Source organism: Vibrio cyclitrophicus (assembly GCF_024347435.1).
Taxonomy (GTDB): Bacteria; Pseudomonadota; Gammaproteobacteria; order Enterobacterales; family Vibrionaceae; genus Vibrio; species Vibrio cyclitrophicus.
Map to the genome: position 1 here is coordinate 571,679 of NZ_AP025481.1, position 26,639 is coordinate 598,317.

The 26,639-nt window shown below is 42.1% G+C and carries 24 protein-coding genes; 16 read left to right on the top strand and 8 right to left on the bottom strand.

The annotated features are described in order from the left end of the window. The first annotated feature begins 207 nt into the window (after nucleotides 1–207). A complete protein-coding gene (locus tag OCW38_RS17490) occupies nucleotides 208–555 on the top strand; it encodes a hypothetical protein (protein ID WP_102386649.1) in 348 nt (115 codons plus the stop codon). Between the two features lie 205 nt (nucleotides 556–760). Here the strand turns inward: OCW38_RS17490 and OCW38_RS17495 are convergent, their stop codons facing one another. From OCW38_RS17495 to OCW38_RS17505, 3 genes are all read right to left on the bottom strand, one after another. After that, on the bottom strand, nucleotides 761–1,657 hold the full coding sequence (locus OCW38_RS17495) for a sigma-70 family RNA polymerase sigma factor (protein ID WP_016788220.1): 897 nt from the start codon (nucleotides 1,655–1,657) through the stop codon (nucleotides 761–763). Between the two features lie 475 nt (nucleotides 1,658–2,132). Further along, on the bottom strand, nucleotides 2,133–2,465 hold the full coding sequence (locus tag OCW38_RS17500; protein WP_010429358.1) for an Hpt domain-containing protein: 333 nt from the start codon (nucleotides 2,463–2,465) through the stop codon (nucleotides 2,133–2,135). Next, nucleotides 2,459–4,042 carry a response regulator gene (locus OCW38_RS17505; protein WP_016784196.1) on the bottom strand — a complete coding sequence of 528 codons (1,584 nt, stop codon included), beginning with the start codon at nucleotides 4,040–4,042 and terminating at the stop codon, nucleotides 2,459–2,461. The genes OCW38_RS17500 and OCW38_RS17505 overlap by 7 nt, the downstream gene beginning before the upstream one ends. Nucleotides 4,043–4,413: 371 nt before the next feature. Here OCW38_RS17505 and OCW38_RS17510 point away from each other — a divergent pair, with 371 nt between their 5' ends. The 3 genes from OCW38_RS17510 to OCW38_RS17520 all read left to right on the top strand — a co-directional run bounded on the left by OCW38_RS17510 (nucleotide 4,414) and on the right by OCW38_RS17520 (nucleotide 7,726). After that, nucleotides 4,414–6,027, top strand: coding sequence for a methyl-accepting chemotaxis protein (locus OCW38_RS17510; RefSeq protein WP_016788221.1), 1,614 nt, complete (start codon nucleotides 4,414–4,416; stop codon nucleotides 6,025–6,027). A gap of 130 nt (nucleotides 6,028–6,157) precedes the next feature. After that, the gene (locus OCW38_RS17515; RefSeq protein WP_016797994.1) at nucleotides 6,158–7,306 is read left to right on the top strand and encodes a hypothetical protein; all 1,149 of its coding nucleotides are present in this window, start codon (nucleotides 6,158–6,160) and stop codon (nucleotides 7,304–7,306) included. 9 nt (nucleotides 7,307–7,315) lie between these two features. Next, nucleotides 7,316–7,726, top strand: a complete 411-nt coding sequence (locus OCW38_RS17520) for a type 2 periplasmic-binding domain-containing protein (protein WP_010429368.1) — start codon at nucleotides 7,316–7,318, stop codon at nucleotides 7,724–7,726. 113 nt (nucleotides 7,727–7,839) lie between these two features. On the opposite strand, the gene OCW38_RS17525 is transcribed toward OCW38_RS17520, so the two are convergent. Both OCW38_RS17525 and OCW38_RS17530 read right to left on the bottom strand, forming a co-directional pair. Further along, entirely contained in the window at nucleotides 7,840–9,390 is a 1,551-nt protein-coding gene (locus OCW38_RS17525; RefSeq protein ID WP_010429371.1) for a DHA2 family efflux MFS transporter permease subunit, read from the bottom strand. 3 nt (nucleotides 9,391–9,393) lie between these two features. Beyond that, complete coding sequence (locus OCW38_RS17530; RefSeq protein ID WP_010429374.1) at nucleotides 9,394–10,458, bottom strand: HlyD family secretion protein; 1,065 nt, start codon at nucleotides 10,456–10,458, stop codon at nucleotides 9,394–9,396. A 127-nt stretch (nucleotides 10,459–10,585) separates the two neighbouring features. On the opposite strand from OCW38_RS17530, the gene OCW38_RS17535 reads away from it, so the two are divergent. Continuing rightward, complete coding sequence (locus tag OCW38_RS17535; protein ID WP_010429377.1) at nucleotides 10,586–11,497, top strand: LysR family transcriptional regulator; 912 nt, start codon at nucleotides 10,586–10,588, stop codon at nucleotides 11,495–11,497. A 172-nt stretch (nucleotides 11,498–11,669) separates the two neighbouring features. Here OCW38_RS17535 and OCW38_RS17540 read toward each other — a convergent pair whose 3' ends face one another. Continuing rightward, nucleotides 11,670–12,527, bottom strand: a complete 858-nt coding sequence (locus OCW38_RS17540) for a polysaccharide lyase family 7 protein (protein WP_010429379.1) — start codon at nucleotides 12,525–12,527, stop codon at nucleotides 11,670–11,672. A 365-nt stretch (nucleotides 12,528–12,892) separates the two neighbouring features. Between OCW38_RS17540 and OCW38_RS17545 the strand changes: the two genes are divergently transcribed. Further along, nucleotides 12,893–13,426, top strand: coding sequence for a YbhB/YbcL family Raf kinase inhibitor-like protein (locus OCW38_RS17545; protein WP_016792793.1), 534 nt, complete (start codon nucleotides 12,893–12,895; stop codon nucleotides 13,424–13,426). Between the two features lie 97 nt (nucleotides 13,427–13,523). Continuing rightward, nucleotides 13,524–14,336, top strand: coding sequence for a helix-turn-helix transcriptional regulator (locus tag OCW38_RS17550; RefSeq protein ID WP_016768831.1), 813 nt, complete (start codon nucleotides 13,524–13,526; stop codon nucleotides 14,334–14,336). 14 nt (nucleotides 14,337–14,350) lie between these two features. Here the strand turns inward: OCW38_RS17550 and OCW38_RS17555 are convergent, their stop codons facing one another. Then, nucleotides 14,351–15,544 (bottom strand): MFS transporter, encoded by a 1,194-nt coding sequence (locus tag OCW38_RS17555; RefSeq protein ID WP_010429385.1) that lies wholly within the window; start codon nucleotides 15,542–15,544, stop codon nucleotides 14,351–14,353. Between the two features lie 133 nt (nucleotides 15,545–15,677). Here OCW38_RS17555 and OCW38_RS17560 point away from each other — a divergent pair, with 133 nt between their 5' ends. The 7 genes from OCW38_RS17560 to OCW38_RS17590 all read left to right on the top strand — a co-directional run bounded on the left by OCW38_RS17560 (nucleotide 15,678) and on the right by OCW38_RS17590 (nucleotide 22,692). After that, nucleotides 15,678–17,009, top strand: coding sequence for a D-serine ammonia-lyase (locus tag OCW38_RS17560; RefSeq protein ID WP_016768833.1), 1,332 nt, complete (start codon nucleotides 15,678–15,680; stop codon nucleotides 17,007–17,009). Between the two features lie 254 nt (nucleotides 17,010–17,263). Further along, nucleotides 17,264–18,064: a hypothetical protein gene (locus OCW38_RS17565; protein WP_016768834.1), complete on the top strand. Its 801-nt coding sequence runs from the start codon at nucleotides 17,264–17,266 to the stop codon at nucleotides 18,062–18,064. Nucleotides 18,065–18,321: 257 nt separating this feature from the next. After that, nucleotides 18,322–19,386, top strand: a complete 1,065-nt coding sequence (gene trpS / locus OCW38_RS17570; protein WP_010429395.1) for a tryptophan--tRNA ligase — start codon at nucleotides 18,322–18,324, stop codon at nucleotides 19,384–19,386. Between the two features lie 199 nt (nucleotides 19,387–19,585). Next, nucleotides 19,586–19,987: a YbbD family protein gene (locus OCW38_RS17575; RefSeq protein ID WP_016768835.1), complete on the top strand. Its 402-nt coding sequence runs from the start codon at nucleotides 19,586–19,588 to the stop codon at nucleotides 19,985–19,987. A 133-nt stretch (nucleotides 19,988–20,120) separates the two neighbouring features. Further along, nucleotides 20,121–20,600 carry a hypothetical protein gene (locus tag OCW38_RS17580; protein WP_016768836.1) on the top strand — a complete coding sequence of 160 codons (480 nt, stop codon included), beginning with the start codon at nucleotides 20,121–20,123 and terminating at the stop codon, nucleotides 20,598–20,600. Nucleotides 20,601–20,958: 358 nt separating this feature from the next. Next, nucleotides 20,959–21,819: a delta-class carbonic anhydrase gene (locus OCW38_RS17585; protein ID WP_016797995.1), complete on the top strand. Its 861-nt coding sequence runs from the start codon at nucleotides 20,959–20,961 to the stop codon at nucleotides 21,817–21,819. 246 nt (nucleotides 21,820–22,065) lie between these two features. Then, nucleotides 22,066–22,692, top strand: a complete 627-nt coding sequence (locus OCW38_RS17590) for a LysE family translocator (RefSeq protein ID WP_016784203.1) — start codon at nucleotides 22,066–22,068, stop codon at nucleotides 22,690–22,692. 144 nt (nucleotides 22,693–22,836) lie between these two features. Here the strand turns inward: OCW38_RS17590 and OCW38_RS17595 are convergent, their stop codons facing one another. After that, on the bottom strand, nucleotides 22,837–23,442 hold the full coding sequence (locus OCW38_RS17595) for a short chain dehydrogenase (RefSeq protein WP_010429409.1): 606 nt from the start codon (nucleotides 23,440–23,442) through the stop codon (nucleotides 22,837–22,839). A gap of 153 nt (nucleotides 23,443–23,595) precedes the next feature. On the opposite strand from OCW38_RS17595, the gene OCW38_RS17600 reads away from it, so the two are divergent. Both OCW38_RS17600 and OCW38_RS17605 read left to right on the top strand, forming a co-directional pair. Beyond that, the gene (locus OCW38_RS17600; protein WP_010429411.1) at nucleotides 23,596–24,480 is read left to right on the top strand and encodes a LysR family transcriptional regulator; all 885 of its coding nucleotides are present in this window, start codon (nucleotides 23,596–23,598) and stop codon (nucleotides 24,478–24,480) included. A gap of 411 nt (nucleotides 24,481–24,891) precedes the next feature. Next, entirely contained in the window at nucleotides 24,892–26,418 is a 1,527-nt protein-coding gene (locus OCW38_RS17605) for a methyl-accepting chemotaxis protein (RefSeq protein WP_016768838.1), read from the top strand. Nucleotides 26,419–26,639: the final 221 nt, after the last annotated feature.

Genomic DNA, 26,639 nt, shown 5'->3' on the forward strand with positions numbered 1-26,639 from the left:
TCAGTCGTCTTTTGAACTAAGAAGCAAATAGGCGCATAACGTTGCGTTTATTAAAGCCATGCAGAGAGGGTTTGCATGGCTTTTTATTTGTCATTTATTGTTCATTATTCTCATTTAAAAACTGCTATAAAAAACTGGACATTAAAACTTGTGAACGAATAAAAGTGTCCTTAATTATTAGAAGAGTCAGTTAAAAGGAGGGACGACATGTATCGATATGTCAGTTCACCACAATCATCTAGATACATAGTGCCACCACCTCAACATCGAGAGTTGTCGAGTATCGATGTGCCTGAATCTGAGTTAGAGATGCGAGAAATTCTGAACAATTGGTTTGCCGATGGTTTGGCTCCGATTATTCAAAGTGAAGACGATTATATTTCGGCAAGCGACCAAGTACGGTTTGAGAAACTAAGTCGTACGGTTGGCATGTTATTGAGGAATAAAGACTATTACTTTGCAACTAAGCGCATCTTGTCTTTGTGGGAACAAAACTGCCTTGAAACTACCTATGTGAATTACCTTATTTTACGCAGTGAACGTGTTACTTCTTGAAGTAATCAATACTCCTATGTTTCTCTGTAAGACTGTTTAGCCAACAAAATGGCACTTTGCTTTATATACTTCTGATCGTTCAAACGTTTTAACGAAGTAGGCAAACAAAAAGGGCAAGCTTTGAAGCTCACCCTTATGATTGTTCTTTAAATGTCTAATCTAGCTATTCAGCGCTCTAGTTGCTAAGTTTTGTGTTCTTAATTGCTTAGACCCAGCCATCAAATTTCAGTCGTTTTTGAATTCTTTCGATCGCTTCTTTCTGCATTTGTCTAACACGTTCATTCGACACATTTACATCCAACATTTCTCCCACCTCCGAAAGTGTTTTCACCTTGTTATCAAAGAAACCAAAGCGGTGAATGAGCACTTTCTGCAATTTCGGTGGCAGTGTGTTGATGATTTGCTCAAGCGCGTGTGTGAATGATTGATCTTCACAGTCTTGTTGAGGGTCGGGGATGCATTCGCTTTCGCATTGTTCCAACACAAGTGGAGCATGGCTAATGCCTACTGTTGTTGTTACGTCAATAAATCCGCTTAACGCCACCAATTTATCGACACGCTCAACCTTAACGCCAGAACTTGATGATAGCTCTGAGATAGAAACTTCTTTACTCATTTTTTTGCTTATATCTAACTTCTTTGATGCGAGGCTATTAATTTCTTTGCACACATGAGCCGGTAAGCGGACAGTCCGACCCTTATTCATTAATGCGGCTTCGATGTTTTCGCGAATCCACCATACGGCATAGGTTGAAAAACGATAGCCGGGTTCTGGGTCGTATTTGTCGATGGCCTTGATCAAGCCAATATTACCTTCCTCGATCAAGTCGAGCAGAGTGAAGTTATTACCTTTACGCTTTAGGTAACTTTTTGCGATTTTTACAACTAGGCGCAAGTTTGATTCGATCATTACATCGCGCGCTTTTTTATCACCAGCGCAATTCAATTTAGCGTAATACACTTCATCTTCACGAGATAGAAGGTCAATGCCCACAAGATCCTTTAGATAATACGCATAGGGTTCAGTCGTGGTAGTCAATGAGCCTTTAGTAGGAGGGTGATCCGTGAGCTCCTGGAACGCAGCAAAACTGTCTTTGTTCATTTCCTTGTCCTTATTTAGCCGACTGAACGTTTTATTTTATTATTATGCTACTGAGTGATTAACGCTCGATTTTATTAGAGTGTAGATAACAGTTTCTCGTTTACCAATAAATAAAATGCAATTTCGTATACTCCTGTCACAAAAAGATCTACAAATATTTAGCTATTTTGCATCTCATTAAATGTACTGCTTTTTCATTGAAAACATGAACATGCATGGGTTATAACGCGTGAGCTATGCGTTGGTGTTCCCAGATAGGTGGTGTGAATTTATAGCCGTTTATAGCTTGTGTGATTTGAAGGCTAGCGTCAAAGAAAGTGGCAAGAGTTAAGGTTCTACTTAGAATACTTCAACTCTCTATCTTGTCCTGCTGATAAGTGTAACGAGTCAAGTTTAAACTCTATTAGCTCGTTTAATTCTATCGAGTATCTGAACAACTAGAAGATAATAACGGGTTAGTTGCACATTGAGCCTGTTAATAAGCGCTAAGCGCCTCATCAATCTGTTTGTTGATGATCTTCACTTCGCTGTAGATTACGGACAGATCCTCATCTTTAGGTGCGAGTTTATTGAGCGTGTTTTGCTCGACTCGCTCCAAGGCCGCCGTGGCCGTTTCTTCGCCGAAACTGGCTAAGATGCCTTTTAAAGTATGCACTGTAAAATGAAGCTTGCCCCAATCTTGTTGTTGTACCAACTCTTTTATCTCGTCTAATGAGTTGCCATGATCTTCTTGATACACAGACAATACTGCAAAAATGACTTCTTGGTCATTGTCTAAATAGGTGTTTAAAGCGTCAAAATCTAGCATATAGACTCCCGTCGGCTGATTGTGGGAAATGGGCAAGGTGGCTTGGTGATAAACCCCTTGAGTGATAAGTCGCTAACCCATGTCTTCCATTTTTCTGGAAGTTCTAGTTGGGTGATTTCTTGTACGAAATCGTCACTAAGTTGTTCTTGTATTTGAGTTTTATTTACAGCATATAAATAGTCAAGTTTAGCGGCTACAGAATATGGGTAATTGTGAATATAGTTCTTAAGGTCATTTACTGAATCCACACTTTCTAGGTTTATCAAAGTGGAAGGAGACAGTGTTGCTGGTTGAATTTGATGCAATACAGGATCACCGCGAGATAGGATACATTTCGTCACTGCACGGTACATAGAGTATTCCCCAAAGTGATCTAGTAAAGGTAACAATTGGTTGAGTAAATCCGTTGGGCCATCGTAAAAACGATGAGAAAGCAAAGTAGTCGCTTTTACCAATTTATGATGAGCAAGTTTTTCATTTTTTTCGAATATCAGAATATGACAATGGAAAATCGCTAGGTTTGAAAGTATTTGATTTTGCGAGTGATTTGGTAGTTTTAGATTAACCTGTGTCGTAAATTGTCCTGCATGCTCTATCAACAATTTTTTGTTGGTTACATGCATTTCTCGTTCATATGTTGCTCTCAACGCGTTGAAATAGGTCGATATAGAGTGAATAACGTCGAGGTCTGCTAATGAAATACTGTTAGCGTAAATCTCCCCTAACTTGATCAGAACTTGAGTATTGTCGACGTTCTCAGCTAAATCGATGGCGCGAATCGCACGGTGGCTGATGCTCGGTGTTAATTCAAAGGCTCGTATCGCCAATTTTAACGCTGGTATTAACATCTGGTGTTTTTCGTAAATACAGCTTAAACAATCAATCACGTTCAAAGAAAGAGGCTGCGCAACAAGGTAGTTGTGCAGTTTGTCTATGGCTGACTTTGGCTTACCCAACCCGTCCAAAATTAAAGCTTCTGCTACCAGTTTGGTTGGATGCATGTTCGTTCCAGATTTATTAAGTAAATATGAGAGCAATTCCCACTTTTTGCGTGCTATCAAGTGTTCGATAAGCGTTGCTTCGAACTGTACCTTGGTATCCTTTCCTGGAATGTTTAATGCTGAATTGAGTGCTACTTGATTATTGATTGGATATAGGTTTGTAAGCTGGCTAATTTGCTTTGCTTCAAAGACGGCGGTTTGAATTTTCTTTCCAAGAGCAAGTGTATTGATTGGTTTAGAAATAAAGTGGTGCGCTTCGCCGGATAAAGCTGTCAATACCGTTTCCTGACGCATATCACCAGAGAGCAATATAATTGCAACGGTATGATCGATCAGTCGGTTTCGATAGAGAATCCCTAGCAGCTCAAATCCAGTGAAAGATTGTTCTAGATGATAATCGATGAGAAGGACATGGAAAGAGTGACTTTCGACTGCTTTGATCGCTTGTTGGTAGTTGGTCGCAATGAAAACATTTCTATGCGGAATCCCCAAACCAACTAGCTGCTGTTTGATAAGAATGGTGGCGCTCTTAGAGTCGTCTACAATCAAAACCCTTAGGTCTGGCGATAAGGTCAAATTGTCATTCCCAAAAATTCGATTATAAGGTCAATTTAGGTGTCAAGTTGCACATTGTCAAGATGGCGTATTCTTTAATGAGACCACTTGATGTTATTGCTTCTATGTTAGTTATTCACGGGTTAAAAGAGCAATTGAATTGAATTGAATTGAATTGAGTTTTAGTGTCCATAGCTTTTGGTCTGCGATAGAAGTCTTGATGCTAAGCGCTAATAACTGTTACAAATCTAGGTGCATATGATTTACCGTATTTATGTGTTTAATCGAAATTATTTATGGTAATCATGCTTTATCTGAATTGTAGCCGCGTACACCCGCAAGTATTCTTACAAATAAGACACGGTATATTATTCCGTTTATAAGGATATTTGATGTTTTCCCTTTCTATAAAAAATAAAGTTTTGGCTTTGTGCCTTTTTTCTTTTGCTGGCTTCAGTAGTATTTTATTTGTGGGCGAAAGGGCCTTAAGTAATAACAATCAACAAGTAAATCGAATTGATGAAGTTATCTATCCGATAATGGACTCATCTTCGATGAATCGAGTGTTAATACCTCAACTCGCCGAACGTTTTAATTTAGCGGTGACGTTGGGTGATGAAGAATTATTGGCAATGAACGTCACAACATACAAGGCGATTATTGCGAACTTTAAACTGCAGTCTGAGTTAGATCCATCCATAAAATATTCGATTACTGAACTTCAAAGAAGTACGAAAGCTTACTTTGATTCAGCGTATCGAATAGCTAAAGGAATGATTGACGAAGATATTTCATTAAGTGAAGCAGGGCAACTGGCTAAACAGAGCAGTGAAATACTAGAAGGTTTAACCAAAGGGGTTAATGACTTTTCCGAGGCTCGAATTTCTGATTTCGAAAGCTCGGTAACTTCCCTTGAAGAAAACAATCTTCGTTCAAACCGGATCATGAGAGTGCTTGGTGTTGCTGCATTGATTTCATTGTGTTTATTTGGCTGGTTTGTTGTCTATGCAATACGTAAAGACTTAGCCAATATCAGTGACAAAATGAGAGACATAGCAGAAGGCGAAGGTGATCTAACAGTTAGGCTGAAGCATGAGAAAAACGATGAACTTAAACCACTAGTTGATTCGTTTAATTCATTTGTTTCTCACTTACAACGTAATGTGACAGACACCATTGAAAACGTGGTGGCGTTGGATTCTATTTCGCGTTCTTTAGTGAGCACAAGCCAAAACACGCGCACTTTGTCCAAGAATCAACACTTGGCTATTGAAGAAGTATCCCAATCGTTACAGCAGCTATTTAGCGCGGCTAAAGATATTGCTCACAATGCAAGTGATGCATCTTTGTCTGCTACAAGTGCGAGCGAGCAAGCGTCTATGGGCGAAGTGCAAGTCAAGAGTACTATTCTTGCGGTACAAGAACTCACCACAGATGTACGTCAAGCTTCTCAAGTGGTTGGGCAACTCGATACCAATACGCAAAGTGCAGGATCGATACTAGATTCAATTAGCGCGATCGCAGAGCAAACTAACCTACTTGCATTAAACGCGGCTATCGAAGCGGCCAGAGCGGGTGAGCAGGGCAGAGGCTTTGCTGTTGTGGCTGATGAAGTTCGTACATTAGCATCAAGAACACAAAGCTCTACGCAAGAGATCCAGTCCGTGCTGTCTCAGCTGCAAGAGCAAGCTAAAATGGCGTCAAAAATTATCTCGGAAAGTGCAATCAAAGCTGAGAATTGTGTTGAACAGTCGTTGGTGGCGGAGAAATCTCTTATTCAGATCACCAATGATGTGATGGAAATTAGTCAACGTAACGATAGCATTGCATCGGCAACTGAAGAGCAAGAACAAACCTCTTCTCGTATTGAAATGTTTGTAACGGATATCCGTGATATGGCTGAAGGTACTACTGACAGTGTTCAACAAGTGGATTCAGTCGCTCAGGATATTCAAAAAATCACACGAAACCTATCTGAACTAACGGGTCACTTTAAGATCCGTTAGCTTTCCTCAATTCTTCCTGCTGTTTTTTTAAGTGACGTTTTTCTTGATTTTCACCAAGAAGAACAGCGGAGTTTGCCTCGAATTTGGGGCTGAAAATAATAAAAACTAAAACATAACTGTGGAGTTCGTTATGAAAAAGACACTAATTGCTGCTTTGGTGAGTGTTGCTTGTGGTGCAAATGCTGCAAGTATGGAAGATATTAATATTAGTGGTTTTGGTTCGGTTGGAATCGGTAAAGCGAACAATGATGTCAATTATGCGGGATACACCAGCGATAATCTGCAATGGGAGCAAGAGACGCTTGCTGGACTTCAGTTTGACTTTAATGTGAATGAGAAAGCTAAATTTGTAACGCAGATTGTTGCGAATAGTCGTTATGAATACGAACCAAAGATCGAGATGGCGTATGCATCATACGACTTTGAACGTTTTACTGCTCGTGCTGGTAAGCTACGCCTACCGCTGTTTTTCTACTCAGATTACACGGATCTTGGTTACGCTTATCCGATGATTCGTCCTTCGCAAGAGCTGTACGAAAATATCGTTTTAAAAAGCTATACCGGTGCTGATCTCTTGATCCCAGTAGAATTCGATAATTCAAGTTTATTGATTCAACCCGTTATTGGTGTTGGCACCATTGACGAAGACGACTCTATTGTTGGCGAAGTTAAATTAGACAAATTGATGGGTGTGAGTGCGAACTGGAACGTAGGGGATATGACGTTCCGTGGTTCTTACTTTGTTGCTGAATCGAACCCATCTTGTAACTTTAACGACGATAGTTTGTTTGCTGACCCATATTGTCGAATGGGCAAAATGTTAGACAGTAAAGACGGTCAGTTTATTTCACTTGGTGCACAGTATGACAACGGTGATTTAATCGCTAACATCGAAGGTGCGGATGTGCAGCTAGATGGTGAGTTCTATGACTATCAATCTATTTCTGCTTTAGTTGGCTATAGAGTCAATGAGTTTACTCCTTATTTATCAATCAACTGGGTAGAAACGACTGACAATGAAGAGCGTACTAATATGACAGGCGTTCAGTCTGCTCTTAGAGAGGCTTTAAACTACGAGCGTCTATCTTACTCTGTTGGTTCACGTTGGGATTTTGCTAAGAATATGTCACTTAAAGTTGATGTTACTTACGTTGACTACAAAGGTACTAGCGGCGGCTTCCAAGAGAATATCGAAACAGTCGGTACATATTTCGCAACAGGCAATTTCTTTGAAGATGACTCAATCTTGTATTCAGCTAAGTTAGACTTCGTATTCTAAGGTATCAGTATGAAAAAGTTACTAACGCTTATGGCAGCAACGTTTATTTCGTTTAATACTGCTGCGGGTATGGTTGTTATCGGCAATAGCGCAGGTGTTGATGCGTTAACCAATGCTGATGTGAAAAAATTATTCATGGGTAAATCAAACCAACTGGGTAATGGCAGTAAAGTTCAAATTGTTGAGCTTGTTGATGGCGCTGAAGGTCGTATTGCTTTTCATGAAGTAGCAACGGGTCGTTCAGAGTCCCAACTGCAATCCGCTTGGGCTCGCTTAGTGTTCACTGGTAAAGCTGAAGCGCCGGTCCAAGTTGCTGATTACAGTGCCGTAATCAATCAAGTCGCTTCAAACACGAACGCGATTGGTTATGTTGATGAAGCTGCACTTACTGGCGATGTCAAAGTACTTCTTAAGTACTAATTTCTGGCGATACAACATAGCTCAATAAAGATCTACAAAGCCCGATAACGAGTGCGGTATCGGGCTTTCGTGTTTCTATGCTAGGTAAACCTGAATGATGGGCCAGTTTACTTTTAATCGCGCATGTTCAAAATTAGAACCGCAGCTAATGCCAAAAACGCTGTCATCATTAGGAATACGTCGTTGTAGGCCATGATTGCGGCGTCACGTTGCATGGTTCCTAACAGGCTAGCCTGAGCTTGTTGCATTGCTGTTGCGGCATCGCTTCCTGATTGGATAAAGAACGCTTGTTGATCTTTGAGTGTTTGCCAACCTAATTGACTAACAGAAGGCAGTGATTCCTTAATATGAGCCAAATGCTCACGTGTTTTATTATCAAGTAGCGTCGCAATAATCGCGATACTAAAAGCACCACCTAAGTTACGCATCACATTGGTTAAGGTCGAAGCATCAGGTGTATCCATTTTACTGATGTTCTTCATCGCAACCAAAGACAGTGGAACCATAATAAATGGGCTGCCAATCGCGCGTAGAACCATCGATAGAATCAGCTGCTGACCACCAAAATCGATTGTCATGTGTGTGTTTACGTAACAACTTAAACCAAACATTGCGAAACCGAAGGTCACTAGGTATTTAGGTTTAATTATCTGTGTGAGCTTAGGTACAATCGGGAAAATCAGTAGCTGTGGAAACCCCATCCACATGAGCACCTGACCAATTTCCATCGCGTTATACTGTTGTATTTGTGTTAAGTACAATGGCAAAACATAAATGGACCCGAGTAACGCCATTCCTAAAATCAGGTAGGCGATACACGACATGGCAAATTGAGCATCCCGCAATAGCCGCAAATTAACCAAGGGCTTTTTGTGTTGGAGTTCGTTTATCACGAAGTAAACCAGACTCACCGCCGACACAATACTCAAGCCAATGATGAAACTTGAGCTGAACCACTCCTCGCGGTTACCTTCTTCCAGCACCACTTCTAAGCAACCCAATCCGAGTGCCATGGTGGCGATACCAAACCAATCGGCCTTTTTAAGGGTACCAAGATCGAGTTTTTCATCGTCTAAGCCATAGCGGATCATGGTGATCACGAGTAGGGCTGGCGGAATGTTGATGTAGAAAATATAGTGCCAAGAGAAGTTCTCCGTCAGCCAACCACCAAATGTCGGGCCGATCGATGGAGCAAAGGTCGCGGTTACACCAAACAATGCCATACCCACAGCCCGTTTGTTAACCGGCAGTAACTGAATCACCAATGAGAATGCGAGCGGGATTAAAGCACCACCACTGAAGCCTTGCATCGCACGGAACACGATCATCGAGGTCATATTCCAAGAAAATGAACACAGCAAAGATGAAATGGTGAAGATAGCCGTCGTCCACGTTATGTAACGGCGTTTACCGAGCGCTTTAGAAAGCCAACCACTGAGTGGGATAGCGATCATCTCTGCAACTAGGTAAGACGTAGAGATCCAAGAGCTTTCATCCAAAGTGGCAGATAGTGCGCCTTGAATGTCTTTAAGAGACGAGTTGGTGATCTGAATATCTAAGATCGCCATGAACGCGCCAACTAGCCCGCCAAATAGGGCAATCCAATGGCGAGTGGATACCTCGTGATCATCATTAGTTTGGGTGACAACACCAGCGTTGCTCATGGTCTAGCCTCGTTTGTCTATGGTCGCTACCACAGATAAACCAGGAAGAAGACGACCTTTTAACCCTTGCTGATCTGGAATCGTAATTTTTACTGGGACACGTTGAACAATCTTGGTGAAGTTACCCGTTGCATTCTCTGGTGGAAGCAGCGCGAATTTAGCACCAGTAGCAGGGGAGAAGCTATCGACCACGCCCTCAAGCGGCTGACCCGGAAAAGCGTCTAGCTCTACTTCAACTGTTTGACCTTTGTGTATACCACTGAGTTGTGTCTCTTTGAAGTTGGCTTCAATCCACACTTGATTATTTGGCACTAAACTCATCAACGGTGCTCCAGCTTGAATCAACAAACCTTCACGCACACTGCGTTTACCAATAACACCGTCGGTAGGAGCGTACACTTTAGTATAATCAAGGTTTAACTGTGCTTGTTCTCTTTGTGCTTGAGCTTCTGTTACCGATGCATTGGCTTGCTCTATCTCACTCGCAATTACAATTAACTGATCATTGGTCGCAACGAGATTAGCTTTTGCTTCTTCCAAATCGGCTTGGGTCACTTTTTGTTGTGCTACCATGCTGTCGACTTCATCTTGAGAGGCGTAATTGCGTTTTAATAGGCTACGAGAACGAACTACTTGTTGAGTCGCACGTTCGTATTCAGCTTGTGCGGAATCAACACGGCTTTCAGCTTGGTTTATTTTGCTACGTTGTAACGTCTGTTGTGCTACAAGGTTTTTCACATCGGATTGAACGACAGATAAATGGGCACTGGCCTGAGCAAGAGCCGATTGGTAATCACGGTCATCAATTTGCACCAACAAATCACCAGCTTTTACCGATTGGTTGTCACTCACGTAAGACTTTACAATATAGCCTGAGACTTTAGGGCTAATGTTAGTAATGTCGCCTTGAAGGTAGGCATTGTCGGTTGATTCAAAGTACTGACCATAACCGTACCAATATCCCGCGCCTGCTAAACCCAATGACAGCATGATCGCAGTGGCAATAAGCGGAGCTTTTTTACGTCTTGTTTTGCTTACTGTGTGCGAAGCGTTGTTTTTCTCTGTCATTTCTTTTTCTCATTTTGTTTTTATTTAGATGTAACGAATTGTAAATGAATATCATTAATTGATAAGATAGGAAAAAAGAGAAACACTGTTGCAAAAATTTTACTAATGATAGTTTTAGGAATACGTGATGGACTTAAATGCTGTAACTGTTTTTACACAAGTTGTTGATTGTGGGAGTTTTACGCAGGCTGCTGAAACACTTAACATGACTAAGTCGACCGTAAGCCGAAAATTGGCAGAGTTAGAACAGCATTTAGGTGTGAGGTTGATCACTCGATCGACCAGAAGTTTGCTGCTAACACCAGAGGGAGAACGATTTTATCAATCAAGTATTCAAATGCATGAAATCATGAGCCAAGCCGAACTCGAAGTATCCGCAAATCAAGATCTGATTCGTGGCCCTTTAAATGTGGTACTCCCCGTCGAACTAGGTCACCAAGTGTTGGCTAAATATATACACAGTTTCTTGAAAGAACATCCAAATGTCACATTGAATTTAGAGCTGACGAATCGCGAAGTTGATATCATTTCGGAAGGTATCGACCTTTACGCGCAAATTGGTGAGCTAGTGGATTCAAGTTTGGTTTCTCGATATCTGACAACATCAAAACGTGTACTGGTAGCGAGTCCTGAATATTTAGAACAGTTTGGTGATATCAAAACTCCTACAGATCTAAAATCACCATTTAGGTTGATTGAAGTCGTTAACAAAGCAGCACGCTTACCTAAATGGCATTTGCAGCTGGAGGATGGAGAGTCGATTTTGATAGAGTTGCCGTGTCAGTTGAGGGTAAACACGATTACAGCCTGCCTTACTGCTTGTGTCGATGGGTTGGGGATAGCCGTTTTACCGGAGTTCATCTGTCGAGATCACTTTCAAACAGGCAAATTAGTACGACTATTGCCTGAGTATGACATGCCTGAGGTATCCGTGAGTTTGGTGTATGCAGACAGGCAGTTGATGCCAAAACGCAAGAAAGTCTTTATCGATTACCTATTAACAGCCTTTCAAAATAGAGTTAACGAAAGAACTGAATAAAGGCATATTGTATTGGAAGCAACAAAAGTAATCGGCTGCTTAACTCTAGCTATCTAGATATTCGGGTTAACTCATTAACAATGCTCAACAGCGCTCACAGAAAAACGAACTTTCTAACAAGTCCGTTTTTCTGTTTCTGATGACTCAATGTGGTTGTAAGCCAAATTTTAAATTAGCTCTTTTTCTCTGTGTACTCTAGCTTGTAGAAGTGAGCTTCACTTTGTCCATTTGTAAATTGGTTATATACGCCAGCTTTGAAGTAGCTTAATAGGTGGCGCCAATAATCAATATCCTGCTCAACTTTACGTTCACCGTTTACGTCAACAATGAGTTTCTTATCACCAACGATTAGGTCAAATGCTGTTGGTTTGCCTTCTGGCGCTTTACCTAAGTCGAACTGAGAATATGCTACGTCTGATTTGCACATTTCCTTATCTTTGTTCTTCTTACCAAACGTTCCTTTACAAATGACAGCGTTGTTTTTAACGATTGCCCAGAAATGCCCTTCAATACCATTATTGTCACGTTTCCACACAACACGCAGCAAAGGGTGAGGGACATTGTGAGTACCGAGGTTATCTAGGCCTTTGTTGTGTACTTGTAGAAAAGTAATCTCGTCTTGTTTAGAGTCTGAGTTCTTCATCGACTCTTCAGGGTTTATGATCTCCACTTCCGAACTCAATATGTATGTTTCATTTGCTAAGTCTGTGCGGAAGTTCTCCTGAACGCGTAGCTCGTTACGCAGGTGGTCATTTTTCATGGTAAAGACTAGCGCTTCACTTTCTTTGTCGACATAGAAATTGTTGTTCACTATGCCGTCGTAGTTATTATCGAGTGCAAAATAGCCTTTGTTGCCTTTCTTTCCGTTAGGATCTGAAATTTGAAGTTCAGATTCTGACAAAACATTTTGGTATTGAGAGTAATTAGAAGGTTCGCCTAAAGCTCCTTCTGGGTTCGAAAACTGAACATTAGCCGTTGCCGCAGAAGAAAAAGCAAGAAGGGCGTAGCAAGCGAGTAGGGTCTTATTCATCAAAAATATCTCTTTTGTATTATTATCGGTCAATATTGATATTGATATCACTTTTGAGGTTTATGTGAAAATATCTGTGTTTGAAATTGTGGTCGGTATCCAATTTTCTTGCACAAAAATAGAGAGAATTAGGTCTCGATAGGGATTGATGCTTGAAAGCCAAAAGGTGGATTTTTGCTTTAGTTAAATCGTGGTTGAGATAAGCGAGGTTATAGAGCCTGTTAAACGGAATATTTTCCAAAGAAAACTGGAATATACAGTAAGTATCATCTTAATGAATTAAACTAGATAATTGTGTACTTACTGTCATTATCTAACGGATGGAGGGGACTATACTGGGATCATACCTAATCAGAGGAACCACCATGAAAACACTCAACAAATCAGTATTGGCACTTAGTATCTTAACAGCTGGCTCGGCTCAGGCATTTGAATTAACGAGTAATGATATTCAAGAAGGTCACCCAATGGCGAAGACGTTTGAATATTCAAGTTGGGGTTGTAACGGCGAGAACTTGTCACCGCAGTTGATGTGGAAAGATGCTCCAGCAGGAACCAAAAGCTTTGCAATCACGGCTTATGATCCAGATGCTCCGACTGAAAGTGGTTTCTGGCACTGGGTCGTGTTTGATATTCCAGCAACAGTGAGCGAGCTCCCTCGTGGTGTCGACATCTCTAAAGTGGGTGGCAAAGAAGGCCGCATAGATTATGGAACGGTAGATTTCGGTGGCGCTTGTCCTCCTGAAAAAGATGGCATGCACCGCTACCAGTTCACGGTTTGGGCATTGCCAACGGATAAGCTCAACTTAGACGAAAACACGCCGTCGGCTGTGGTTGGATTCACGTTGAACAGCATGGCTCTAGACAAAGCGAAACTGACGGCAACTTATACACGTTAATAGCTTTATACACGTTGATAATTTACACACGCTAATAAAGCGACCAGTTATTGATGCGATAGCTGGTCGTTGATAATAAGTAAACAAGGGGGATGAGATGAATCATCAATATCAAGTGACGATCTTTCGTGCAGAGCAGTTACAAAAGCTACGTAATGTGAGGATTCTATCTCCTAGTATCATTCAGATCATTACAGGCAGTAAGCGCCTGTTTTGGAAAGATTCAGCGGCAGAACTCTCACATTCTGAGCTGTTGTTGTGTGAGGCATCAGCTTCACTAAGTTTTGAGAACATGCCCCACAAAGGGCGCTTCTTATCACGAGTGTTCAGCTTTCAATTCCAACCTTCTCAGGCGATGCTTGGTTTAAGTGAGGAACGCTCGAATGATCTGGGGCTGCCGACAGTACAAGCGGACAGAAGCTTACAAGACTCACTCAACGCTCTGTTTTCCTTTGATAGACAAAGCATGAGTAAAGAGACCCAACAGTTTTGGTTGCAGGGCTTATACCAGCAATTAGCCGAAAAAGGGGTATTGCATCGATTGTTTGCCAGTGCCAACGTTTCGTTTAGCCAAAAGCTCAGTCATTACCTTTCTCATTCACCTGATGAGAAACATCCGCTAGAGTCGGTAGCGGAACGCTTTGCGATGAGCCGCGCCACGCTTATCCGTAAATTGAAACTTGAAGGAATGCAATATCGTGAGGTACTGGCTGAAGTTCGGTTGAGTCATGCGCTTTATCTGATGCAAAACGGACAGCAGAATGTTGCTGTGTTGGCTCAATCTTGCGGTTACCAATCAGAAGGTCGTTTTAGTCAGCGCTTTAAAGGCAAATTTGGTTTGTCGCCAAGCGAATACATCAAGACAGTCGTCAGCAATAGAGTCGCGAGCAATAAAGTCGCGACGCCATAACCATTCGGTTTGTCCTAAACGCTCACTTTCTTATCTCGTGCTGCCAATGCCGCAAAAATCGTGCACGCGAAAGCAACAGATGCGATCAGCAGAATGGGAACACTCCAAGAATCGGTTTGAGCATGAAGCTTACCCACTAGCGTTGGGCCTGTTGCCGCTAAAGCATAACCAATTCCTTGAGCCATACCAGACAACGAAGCCGCTTGACTGCTATTCGATGTTCTCAGGCCAACAAAAGAGAGCGCGATAATAAACGTAGAGCAGTTGGCTAATCCAAAGAGTCCCACCCAAAAGATTGCAAACTCAGGCAAATACAACAGCCCAATTAATCCAAGAAATACACTCGAAGTACAAAGCGTGATGAGCCATTGTTGGTTATCGCTTTTACCTAAGAACGGCAGTAACAGCAATCCCGGAACCATGGTCGAAAATTGTAGAAATCCATAAATGTAGCCCGCGTCGATTTCGCTGTAGCCAAGGTCGTTCAAGATCTGTGGAAGCCAGCCTGCCAAAGAATAGAAGGTAAATGAGTTAAGCCCAAGAGCTAGTGTCACTTGCCATGCAACGCCACTCTTGATCATCTTCTGCATCGGAATAGGCTTTTCTTGATACTTGTTATTGGTTGCTGAAGAAGAGCGCTTTCTGATCTTAGGCAACCAAATCATCAAAGCTAATATTGGGAATATTAGGTTCATTAACAGTGCTAATTGCCAACCCGTAATCGTGAATAAGGTTAGATTCGAAAACGGCACCATCAAACTTGAGCCTAACGTCGAACCGATGCCCATCGTAAAAATGTACAAAGAAGTGACTGTCGCAATACGAGTAGGGAAGCTAATTTTCACTACTACGGGCAACAACACATTACCAATCGCGATACCAAGTCCAATCATTACTGTGCCGATGTATAACGTCGGAATTGCTCCAAAAGAACGCAGTGTAATACCCGTAGTGATCAAAACTAAGCCTAAGAGCAAGCTTGGTTCTAGACCAATTCGTTCGGATATTTTGGTGACTAATGGTGAAAATAAGGCAAAAGTTAACAGTGGCAAAGCTGTTAAGAAGCCAGCAGCCGACGACGTAAGGTTGAGGCCTTCCATAACCTGAGAAAGCACAGGAGCTAAGCTCGTAAAAGGCCCACGCAGGTTAAGTGCTAGAAATAGAATCCCTAACATGACGAAAATGCTATTACGAAGAGAGACGCTCATAGGTTGTTCTACTGTTTGCTTATGAGAAGAAAAGCTAGCCTACAGGTCATTGAATGATTACACAAATACCGTTTAAATAGGTTTACTAATGATTGAACGTGCGCAGTACGCGCTTTACCAGAGAAGGTCACCCATGACTGAATTGAATATCGATAAACTCATCTCACATTTCCCATTACTTCAACAAGTGATTGCATTGGAAGAAGTGGTTTGGTTTAACCCAAATGTGACGACTCTGGAGCGCGGTTTACCTTATGTGGGATTGGGCGAGCAAGATATTCATGATGCGAGTTTGAGGTTACAAAGGTTTGCCCCTTATCTGGCGAAGGCATTTCCTGAAACTCATGTGACGAATGGCATCATCGAATCTGAGCTTATCGATATCCCTGCAATGAAGTTGGCATTAGAAACTCATTATCAGCAGCCAATAAAAGGGCGTTTGATGATGAAGAAAGACAGCCATTTGCCGATTTCAGGTTCAATCAAAGCGCGCGGAGGTATTTATGAAGTACTAACGCATGCCGAGAAGCTTGCGATTGAAGCCGGGTTACTGTGTGAGAGCGATGACTACAGTAAGTTGCTCGAACCTGAGTTTCGTAACTTCTTCCAACAATACAGCATTGCGGTAGGTTCAACGGGTAACCTAGGTATGTCGATCGGTATCATGAGTGCCAAATTGGGCTTTACGGTCTCTGTTCACATGTCGGCAGACGCGAGAGCTTGGAAGAAAAGTAAACTGCGAGAGCACGGTGTTAACGTAGTCGAGTATCAACAAGATTATGGCGTTGCAGTAGAACAAGGACGGAAAGAGGCAGAACAAGATCCTCGATGCTTTTTCATTGATGATGAAAACTCACAAACACTGTTCCTTGGTTACTCTGTCGCAGGAGAAAGGCTTAAGCAGCAATTCGAGTTACAGGGGATTGTGGTTAATGAACAGCATCCTTTGTTTGTTTACTTGCCATGTGGAGTAGGTGGTGGCCCCGGTGGTGTCGCATTTGGATTGAAAATGGCTTTTGGTGATCACGTGCACTGTATTTTTGCTGAGCCGACTCATTCGCCTTGCATGTTGCTCGGTGTTCACTCGGGTTTGCATGATGAGATCGCAGTGCAAGATCTGGGTATTGATAACCTCACCGCCGCAGACGGTTTAGCGGTTGGTCGGGCTTCAGGTTTCGTGGGTCGTGCGATGGAGCGTTTGCTTGATGGTTACTACACATTAACCGACGAGCACATGTATCAATTACTAAGTGAACTGAATCAAGCCGAGGGGATTCAACTAGAGCCTTCAGCACTCGCGGGCATGCCGGGCGTGATTCATGTTGAGCAAAATAGCGAATACCTTGCTCGTCTACAAATTGATGAGTCGACGCTAGCGAATGCAACGCATCTTGTGTGGGCAACTGGCGGAGGCATGGTGCCGAAAGAAGAAATGGCCGCTTACTTGGAAAAATTGTCGGTTTAGCCCTAAAGCGTTTATAAGCTCGCTGTTTGTTGATGCTTAGCTGTTACAAATATAAGCATTTAAAAAGATCAGTCATGATAGAAGAGTGTTGTTTATCGGTTGAACGCACTCTTTGTTACTCCTAAATCCAGTCGTTATTCAAACAATAACTTGCGCAGATCGTTATCCGAAACACATATTTTATAAATTAGGCTTCTTAGGTGTTCTAACTATCAGTTAGGTTGAGTGGCATTCAACTTGATAGGGATTTAGCAATGCAAACGGATAAAGTGATGCAGACAAGACACATAAACACACCAGAAAAATTACTCCAGCGTTTAGATGCGATTGGGGAGTCTTTGGAAGCATCAGGTAAGGCTCATGCTTTACTGGGATTGGGCTCCGTAGGTATTGAAACGGAGCGACTTGATCAGTATTCAGATGTCGATTTTTTCGCGATAGTACAAACGGGACATAAGCAGTATTTCTTAGACAGCTTGCATTGGCTATCTGATATTCACCCAATCGACTACGCAGTGAGAAACACCGTCGATGGCTATAAAGTCTTATACGCTGACGGAATCTTTTGCGAATTTGCGGTGTTTGAATCCCATGAGTTAGCGCATATTCCATTTGCTGAAGGGCGCATTGTTTGGCAGCAACCTGAATTTGATACGCAGTGTTGTGTTCCACCAGTAAAAGGGGAGGCACACGCAAACTCTCAAGAGTGGATCATTGGTGAGGCACTAACCAATCTTTATGTCGGCATGTCTCGTTATAACCGAGGCGAAAAGCTGTCGGGCAGTCGGTTCGTTCAATCTTACGCACTCGATCGTTTGATCGATCTTGTGGATCAAACTGAACAATCTGAGCCTGAATTCGTTGATGAGTTTATGTCGGATAGAAGGCTAGAAGCACGCTTTCCTAAGTTTGCTCAATTGCTACCAACCTTTACACAAGGTTACGAGCGCACGGCTGAATCGGCACTTGCCCAATTAGCATTTCTCAACACCCACTTCACGGTCAATCAAGCCATGTGTGACCGAATTACTGAACTGTGTTCCGGTAAAGATTAAGCCTATAACCTGTTAATCTTAAGACCTATTTTCCTGGTGCGCGTAAATAACAGTTGTCGCTCGTCTGTATTGTTGATAGGTTTTAACCATGAAATTTAATTCTGCTTCAACTTCAACTTCAATTTTCTTTTGGTGGTGCTCTCAATAGAGCAGCACGGAATACTTACATTCTTTAGCTGCTGGACGGTAGCTAAGAATGTCATCAAAAATGTCGCCTCTTTTTATCTCCAGTAGCCTTTTTAACTTGGAGATACACCATGAATACCAACTCAAAAAGCCATATCGACAGCAACAATAATACTGGCAGTAAGAACAATACCAACAAGCCTGAAATCATTCTGACTGGGGATAGGGCAACTGGGCCTTTGCATTTGGGTCATTATGTCGGTTCACTTAAACAGAGAGTCTCTTTGCAGCATATTCACAACCAAACGATCTTGGTCGCTGATATGCAAGGGCTTACCGACAATGCCCATAATCCCTCGAAGGTTTCTTCCAACATTCTCAATGTAGTCGCTGACTATCTTGCGGTGGGTATCGACCCGACCAAGACCACGATTTGTCTGCAATCACAACTGCCTGTGTTAGCTGAGCTCACGATGTTCTACAGCAATCTTGTTTCTATCGCTCGTTTGGAACGTAATCCAACGGTCAAAAGCGAGATTCAAAACAAAGCATTTGGACGCTCAATTCCAGCAGGCTTTCTCACTTATCCCATATCTCAGGCGGCAGACATCACCGCTTTCAACGCAACTTTAGTACCTGTCGGCGATGACCAACTACCGATGTTAGAACAAACCAATGAGATAGTGAGGAAAATGAATTCGTTGGCGGGTAAGCCAATCTTGAATGAATGCAGGCCACTTCTCAGTAATGCATCTCGTCTCCCTAGTACTGACGGTAAAAGTAAGATGTCTAAATCGATGGGCAACGCCATTAATTTGGGTGCGACAGAGAAAGAGATCAGAGCTGCCGTTAAATCCATGTATACCGACCCAAATCACCTACGAATTGAAGACCCTGGCAAGGTAGAAGGGAATATCGTGTTCACTTATCTTGATGCTTTTCACGCAGACGCTAATTATGTCAGTCAACTAAAAGAGCATTATCAAAAAGGTGGGCTGGGCGATGGTCAAACCAAAAAAGTATTGGAGGAGTGCTTGCAAGAAATGCTTCGTCCGATTCGCGAAAGAAGATCTGAGTTGCTGAATGACAAAGCGCAACTCATCGATATTTTACGCAGTGGCACCCAAGTCTCCAGAGAAAGAACGCAAAAGGTATTGTTCGATGTGAGAGAGGTATTCGGTTTAAATATACTTTAGCATACGGGCTTAAATTATCGATAAGGTATGAGTGCTTTTACTAGCAGGTTCCGTAATTCTAGCGACTGATATGTAAATAAAGTCAATTGATTTGAATGAAGAGGGCGATTGATTTATAAAATCGCCTTTGTGATTAGTTCTTGATGTTGATATGACCAAGCACACTGTCAAAGCCATATCTTCAAGTGTTGGTAATTAAATGAAAAATAAGGCATTACTCTCCATCTCATTTTCGGTTCTGGCTTTAATGTCTGGCTGTTCAGATGTCGTTAGGAGTGAATATGCGACTTATGCGCAAGCCAAAAAAGAGCGATTATTTGATAGAGGTTGGTTACCCGACATTCTTCCTGCCTCAACTAAAAAGATTGAAGTGAACAACAACCTAGATAGCAACACATCAGATGGGCGCTTTATTATCAATGATCCTGAATTATCGGAATTTATTGCAACATTGGAACCGAATGAATCTAACAGCGAATTTCAGTTTATCAAAGGCGACAATGTTTGGGTATTCAAGGTTGGAGACGACGATTTAATTACCTATACACTTGGTAAGCTCGAAGATCCTGAAAGCAATCTGATTGAGGACTCTCATTATTAAGCTTAATAATGAGCACTAAACCCGTATACTCTTTCGAAAGCGGACTTTTCATATTTACTTGTCTTATCACTGGATGTCGTCAACTAAATAAAATACAATCGAACAATGTTTTATTGATTCATGCGTTGTCATTATGGTGAGAAACTTAACCACATTCATCGTTAGCCTGTTTTTCTTAACTGCTTGTTCGACTGCGAGTAATAACAAGCTCGAAGACAAGGCTCTGAGCAACGAAGATACTGTGTCAAAAGGTGTAGTAGAGGAAGAAAGTCATCTCGATGTCATAAAGATACATGCTGACACAAGTGTTGCGCTTTTACATGACGAGGTAGCTAGCCACGATTCTAATGTGACTTTAGACTCCAACACGCAGTCTGACTCAAAGCAAGACTCTAATTCAAATACAAATACAGAAGCTGAATCTGTCGAAAACTCTCAAGCCGATGCGAAACTGGCCTCAGAAGATAGTGTTGAAGCTGGAAGTGAAAAAGGTATCGGAAGTTACTTTTTGCGCAATAACACACCGACCCAGAAAGTGATTAAATCTCTAGAAGGCGTGACAGACGCATTGAACGTCATGACATTTGGGATATTTGCTACAGGTCACGGGTAGCGGTTACACATTAGCTCCAACTCTACAGAACAAATCAAACGATGAAAGCGAGCCATGGGTTCGCTTTTTAGATCTTACCATTCTTTTTCATTGCTCTAATTGGTTTTCGTCAATCAGTGTTCTACGAGTTTGAGTCACGAGACCGTCAACGAAAGTAGGAATTTATTCGTTATGGAAGGGACTCGCGGAATTTGCTGCACTTGACTTGTTATATGCATCAAGGGTTCTAATATTCCTCCCTAATTAAGCAATGAAATCTAATCTTACAGAGACAACCCTTATATTCATTGGTGAGCATAGTAAAATCTTTGCTGTAACGTGTATTTGGGTTTAGTTATCAATATTCTAGGGAAGAGATATGAAGAATAAGAGTCTATTTTTAAGTGTCGCGATGGTGATGTTGTCAGCTCAAGCGAGCGCATCAGATGCGAGTCATGAGTCTGTGGCAGACAGTGTTATCGCTGAACAAAGAGCGAACCTGTCCGAAAATACTCAAGGGAAAGGTTTCGGTCCGCAAGCCCCCCGTGATTTGGGGTCTTTAAAGGGGACCAACGCACGTTTGTTTTCGGATGCACCAGATTCTACCGCAATGAACTTGTGTAATATTCACTTCCACAAAAACGCTGAGCACAAAGGTGGAGAGTTTACTCAATACGCCGGCAACGGTGATGGTAAGGGCTTCCAAAGTGGTTTCAAATACACAGGTAAGCTAAGTGCGGCTGAACTTAAACCATTCGATCAAAAGGTTTGTCCAAGTGACCATGGTTCTCTTCACTCGGGAGATACTATTGAGGTGCATTACGTATATTCAACGGCGCAAGTTGAACCGGGTGAAACATTGGGCGCTTGTTTTAATAATGCAATTACCAACCCGCAGCTGCGTGTAGAAACCCAAGTTTTCGTGCTAGTCAATGACGGCAAAGCTCTCGACTTCGAAGCATTAGCGAAGCACTCTAAAGTCAACGGTTTAAACCAAGCTCCAAATATTCCACAAAATACGGGGTCAGCTATTCAATACGCAGGCTCTACAACGGGCCCTGGCTATAATGAACAAGGTTCGCCGTTCCAAGTAACATGGAGCGTGAGACCACAAGTAGCGAAAGTAAACATTGCGACGGTTGGCAGCTGGTGTGAAGGCAATGACTTCAACGAAGATCACGCGCATGGAGTGAGAAACATAGTTGTAAACCCAGAGTTGTTGTCACCAATAGCGAACTAATCTTGTCACGTTGATTTGTAATCAATATTTTTCAAAGGCGAGCCACTAGGTTTGCCTTTTTATGTCTTAACGAAAAATACCTTGGTTCTTGCTTACTAGACATGCTTACTGGGTAAATTACGTGTGACACTTATTCAAAACATGCGCAGCGCGAATCGTTGTTAGTCAAAAACGTTCTTTACCAGAATCAAGGCTGCATGGTACGTTCTGGATCAATCATGCTGACTTATAAGTAAGGACAAGCCGATGTCATTGGAAGGTGCAGTTACATTCTTTATTGCCATGTTTATATTTGGTATCACTCCAGGACCTGGAGTCTTTGCCATTTTAGCTCGTGGCATGGTTCAGGGATGGCGAAAATGCATCACTCTTTCGTTAGGAATGATATGCAGTGATCTTATTTATCTTACGCTTGCCTGTTTTGGTCTCGCGACGATTGCTGAGAATTGGTCGTTTTCTTTCGAGGTGATTCGCTACGTTGGTGCCGCTTATTTGATTTACTTAGGCTACAAGATGTTTAAGAGCCTACCTGAAGTGCAAGGTTCAGCGGAGCTCGCGGCCAAGCAAAGTCAGAAATCAGAACTCGCCAGTTTTGCGCAAGGGTTTTTAATTTCGGCATCAAATCCCAAAGTAATTTTGTTCTATATTTCGTTCTTGCCAACTTTCGTTGATCTAACGGTTTTGCGTTCACAAGATATCGTCTTGGTTTCTGTTTTAGCATCTGTTGCTCTGATGTCCGGTTTAATGCTAATTGCAATGGGGGCGGGCAGAATGGCAAGTTTACTTAAAACGCCACGCGCACATAAAAGATTAAACCAAAGTGCAGGTGGAATAATGATTGCGGCTGGATCATATTTGGCGATAAATCGATAAACATGACTTTTTAAGCACGATTTTCAAACAAGAAGGCGAACCAAATGGTTCGCCTTTTTTGTTAGACATAGACGGATTATTAGGTATCGATCAAAGCAATTTTCATAAAAATCTAGCGCTTACAAAAACGTTTACTGACGAGATCTAAGCGTCTACGAAAATTACTTCACCAGTAAGGAAGCCATCGACTGAACGCTCGAAGGCTTTGCCTACTAATTTGCTTGGTACAGGTTCAAAGCCTGGCATCATTTCACCGTAAACATCCCATGCTTCAGCAAGAACGGTCGGGTTAATGACATTGATACGAGTATTTCTTGGCATTTCATAAGCGACACACTTTACGAAGGTGTCTATCGCACCGCTGGTGGTTGCGTCGGCAATTGCAAAAGGGATTGGTTTAACGTTCAATATGCCACTAATCAGCGTAAATGAACCACCGTCAGCGATGTACTTTTGGCCGATACGAACAAGGTTAATTTGTCCCATCATCTTGCTCATTACCGTGGTCATCCACTGTTCTTCCGTCATATCCGCAAAGGTATTGTATTCGCAGAGGCCAACGGTGTTCACAACCGCATCAAAGTGTCCAACGTTCTTGTACAGCGCTTCAATTGATTGTGGGTCAGTGATGTCAACAATATGGTCTACATCGCCAGAGCGACCCGCAGTGATAACGTTATGATTGCCTAAGCCCATTAATGCTGCTTGACCCATCTTGCCACGTGCGCCAATTAGAATGATTGTTTTCATGTTGTTCTCCGATCTGTATGTGTTTCGTTTCGATGGAAGAACTTTAACCAAATAACTAAACAAGTAGAAACAAAGCTTAATTGTGAGTGTTACTGGTTTTTCTTGTGCAGTGTTACACTCACAAAGAATCCAATTTCAGAGCGGTAGGTAAGTTTGAGCAAATTAGACCGATTAGACATAAAGCAACTCAGGGTTTTCCAAGCGCTAATACGTGAAGAGAACGCATCCAAAGCCGCCAATCAATTGGGGCTGACTCAGCAAGCTGTTAGTGAGCATTTGAAGAAACTAAGAGAAGTGTTCGACGATAGGTTATTTGTAAGGAAAACTAATGGCTTTGTCCCGACGACGTTTGCACAAGAGCTATCGATAGGAGTGGATCGTTTACTTATCGATTTCAATTTGTTGTTATCAAAGACCAACTTTGTGCCGGAGAAAGCTAACGGGACGTTTGTGATTGCGGCGACGGATTATGCCCAGCAGATCATCCTACCAAGCTTAATTGCAAAGCTAAGGGAGCAAGCGCCAAAGTTAAAGTTGATTGTGCGTGACTTCGAAATCGATAATCTGCAGGAGCTAATGGAAAGCGGTAAGGTGAACTTAGCCATCGCATTCCCTGATTACATTCCAGATAGTTATAAAGTCATTAAGCTGTTTGAAGAGAACCATGTGTGTGTTACTTCACCTCATTCATCTATCGCACAAACCACGCCTTCATTAGAAGAGGTTGCAAGTTATCCAACCATAATTGCGTCACCATCACGTCCAAACTTTAAAGGGTCGATTGACGAATGGTTTGGGAAGTTCGGATTAAAGCGCAATGTCGTAGTATCCGCCCCGTGTTTCTCGATTGTACCTATGTATTTAAACACCACTGACTCGATTGCTTTCTTACCATCCAGAGCGATAGAAGGGCTGAACCTAGTCAAACTTCCAATGGAACAATCGCCTGAGAGTTTCGATGTGATAGCCGCTTGGCACCCGAGATATAATGACGATCCGCTACAAAAATGGGTTACATCTTTATTAGAAATCGATTAGTGGGAAGAGTGTCTTTGTATCGCAACGCATCAAGGAAGGCTCTTATTGGGCTGTCTATGTGATTTGATTATGTTGTTCCTACCTGAACTGACGCTACATTAACGGGTGTTTTTGCACTTATTTATTAAGCGATATTTCTTCCCTTTAACTTGATATCCAACTACTTGATTTCCAATTAATTGACTTTTTTGAATGATTTTTCGTGTTGCACAAATGTGATCAGCATATATTTTTTATATTCTTCAGCTAAAGTTATCGGGCTTTTAACAGATAAAGGAATAGTGGTGAGCTTGAACACGAGAGAAAACGTGCGAGCTTTGGTTTCATTTTTTGAAACCTTTAGAGAAATTTTAACAAACTTGCGTCGAGACAACCGAAATGAAGAAAACAATCCTATTTGCCGTTTTTATAATGTTTGGCATTGCCGTCGCTGCGAGTATGGCGTCAACTTATTTCATCTCAAGCGAAAAAATTGATGAGATAATATTGAACAAATCTCAAGTTCAAGCTGAGTTCTTGGCTGGGAACGCTGGGTATATCTTAGAGAATTCGGACAACCCAGTTCAAGATTTACAAAAGCTGGTGGGTGAACTGAAACAGCGATCTGATGTGACTTATGCCATTGTTATTGATAGCAACGTAAGTGCTATCGCACACAGCGATAAAAATAAGCTCAATAAAGTTTATGAAGATAGTTATACCGTTGAAGGTGCAACCAAAGGCGTACAACAGTATTCGAAGTGGTACGCAGATGTTCAACAAGTGTGGGTGTTTGACATCATGGCACCTATCTACGTCAACGGTGAGCTGTACGGTACTTTTGATATCGGTATCCCTATCACAGAGGTTAGCCAAGCAACGAATGGCATTATTAGCTATCAGCTCGCTTCGATGGTTTTCATTTTTGTTGTTTGTCTCGTTGTTCTATCGTTTCTTCTGAACAAACTGATGCAGCCTCTCTTGGTACTAAAAAACACACTACGAGATATTTCTGAAGGTGATGGCGATCTATCAGTACGTCTGCCGATCAAAGGGAATGATGAAGTTGCTCAAATCTCAACGGCTTTCAATGTGTTTGTTGGTAAGGTCCACGAGATAATTACCCAAACGGTGAATACGGGTGTTGAATTAAATAGCACCGCTATTGGTCTTCGTGAGCAATCGCAGCAAGCATTGCAAAGAGGACAAGAACAGAACGAACAAACTATGTTGGTCGTGACGTCTATGAATGAAATGATTGCCACGGTCAATGAAATTGCATCTAGCGCGGCCAGTGCGGCCAGTGCGGCAAATATGGCTGCGAGTGAAACTCAAGAAGGTCATAAGACAATCGAAAAAACGTCGACTTCAATTTTGAATCTTGAAGCAGAGATGAATAGTGCTTCTGACATCATCGTGAGCCTTGCTGATAATACACAGTCCATCGGTACGATTCTTGACGTTATTCGAGGTATCTCTGAGCAAACAAACTTGCTTGCACTAAACGCTGCAATTGAAGCTGCGCGTGCTGGTGAGGCTGGCCGAGGCTTCGCTGTCGTTGCTGATGAAGTTCGTAATCTTGCGACAAAAACTGCGCAGTCTACCGATGAAATTGACAACATGATCAACCAACTTCAAACCGAAGCTAAGAACGCTGTTAGCTCGATGAGTAATAGTAAGAGCTTAATTGAAGACGGTACGACTGAAACAGAAATGGCTCGCCAAGCTTTGGAGAAAATTTCTACACAAGTTTTGGCCATTCTCGATATTAACACTCAAGTTGCCACAGCAACTGAGCAGCAATCAGCGGTGGCGAATGAAATTAATATGAACATGGATACGGTTAATAGCTCAGTCAAAAACGGTTTGAGCGCAAGTGAGAAGTTAGAGCAATCAAGCCAGCAGCTGGCAGAGTTGTCACAAGTTCTCGATCGTTATGTTGGTTCATTTAAAATCTAGACTTCCCAACATACCTCTTTAAGAGATGTGTGAGTCTCCAGTTATTGAATAGCGCTTATGTCATACATGAGCGCTATTTTTTTGCGATATGCAGACGCAGATACTCCGATAGAGCGCAACAGAAATGAAGAATGTACCTGCAGTGTAATATCGTGACAATTTGCTCATTCAAAACAACGCGATCAAATAAGACAGCGACAACAAGGCGTTAATTTTCATCC

What these genes read in the sequence shown, in the direction of transcription:
- OCW38_RS17490 (WP_102386649.1), top strand. Translation starts at nt 208, where the DNA reads ATGTATCGATATGTCAGTTCACCACAATCATCTAGATACATAGTGCCA.
- OCW38_RS17495 (WP_016788220.1), bottom strand. Translation starts at nt 1,657, where the DNA reads ATGAACAAAGACAGTTTTGCTGCGTTCCAGGAGCTCACGGATCACCCT.
- OCW38_RS17500 (WP_010429358.1), bottom strand. Translation starts at nt 2,465, where the DNA reads ATGCTAGATTTTGACGCTTTAAACACCTATTTAGACAATGACCAAGAA.
- OCW38_RS17510 (WP_016788221.1), top strand. Translation starts at nt 4,414, where the DNA reads ATGTTTTCCCTTTCTATAAAAAATAAAGTTTTGGCTTTGTGCCTTTTT.
- OCW38_RS17515 (WP_016797994.1), top strand. Translation starts at nt 6,158, where the DNA reads ATGAAAAAGACACTAATTGCTGCTTTGGTGAGTGTTGCTTGTGGTGCA.
- OCW38_RS17520 (WP_010429368.1), top strand. Translation starts at nt 7,316, where the DNA reads ATGAAAAAGTTACTAACGCTTATGGCAGCAACGTTTATTTCGTTTAAT.
- OCW38_RS17525 (WP_010429371.1), bottom strand. Translation starts at nt 9,390, where the DNA reads ATGAGCAACGCTGGTGTTGTCACCCAAACTAATGATGATCACGAGGTA.
- OCW38_RS17530 (WP_010429374.1), bottom strand. Translation starts at nt 10,458, where the DNA reads ATGACAGAGAAAAACAACGCTTCGCACACAGTAAGCAAAACAAGACGT.
- OCW38_RS17535 (WP_010429377.1), top strand. Translation starts at nt 10,586, where the DNA reads ATGGACTTAAATGCTGTAACTGTTTTTACACAAGTTGTTGATTGTGGG.
- OCW38_RS17540 (WP_010429379.1), bottom strand. Translation starts at nt 12,527, where the DNA reads ATGAATAAGACCCTACTCGCTTGCTACGCCCTTCTTGCTTTTTCTTCT.
- OCW38_RS17545 (WP_016792793.1), top strand. Translation starts at nt 12,893, where the DNA reads ATGAAAACACTCAACAAATCAGTATTGGCACTTAGTATCTTAACAGCT.
- OCW38_RS17550 (WP_016768831.1), top strand. Translation starts at nt 13,524, where the DNA reads ATGAATCATCAATATCAAGTGACGATCTTTCGTGCAGAGCAGTTACAA.
- OCW38_RS17555 (WP_010429385.1), bottom strand. Translation starts at nt 15,544, where the DNA reads ATGAGCGTCTCTCTTCGTAATAGCATTTTCGTCATGTTAGGGATTCTA.
- OCW38_RS17560 (WP_016768833.1), top strand. Translation starts at nt 15,678, where the DNA reads ATGACTGAATTGAATATCGATAAACTCATCTCACATTTCCCATTACTT.
- OCW38_RS17565 (WP_016768834.1), top strand. Translation starts at nt 17,264, where the DNA reads ATGCAAACGGATAAAGTGATGCAGACAAGACACATAAACACACCAGAA.
- trpS (WP_010429395.1), top strand. Translation starts at nt 18,322, where the DNA reads ATGAATACCAACTCAAAAAGCCATATCGACAGCAACAATAATACTGGC.
- OCW38_RS17575 (WP_016768835.1), top strand. Translation starts at nt 19,586, where the DNA reads ATGAAAAATAAGGCATTACTCTCCATCTCATTTTCGGTTCTGGCTTTA.
- OCW38_RS17580 (WP_016768836.1), top strand. Translation starts at nt 20,121, where the DNA reads ATGGTGAGAAACTTAACCACATTCATCGTTAGCCTGTTTTTCTTAACT.
- OCW38_RS17585 (WP_016797995.1), top strand. Translation starts at nt 20,959, where the DNA reads ATGAAGAATAAGAGTCTATTTTTAAGTGTCGCGATGGTGATGTTGTCA.
- OCW38_RS17590 (WP_016784203.1), top strand. Translation starts at nt 22,066, where the DNA reads ATGTCATTGGAAGGTGCAGTTACATTCTTTATTGCCATGTTTATATTT.
- OCW38_RS17595 (WP_010429409.1), bottom strand. Translation starts at nt 23,442, where the DNA reads ATGAAAACAATCATTCTAATTGGCGCACGTGGCAAGATGGGTCAAGCA.
- OCW38_RS17605 (WP_016768838.1), top strand. Translation starts at nt 24,892, where the DNA reads ATGTTTGGCATTGCCGTCGCTGCGAGTATGGCGTCAACTTATTTCATC.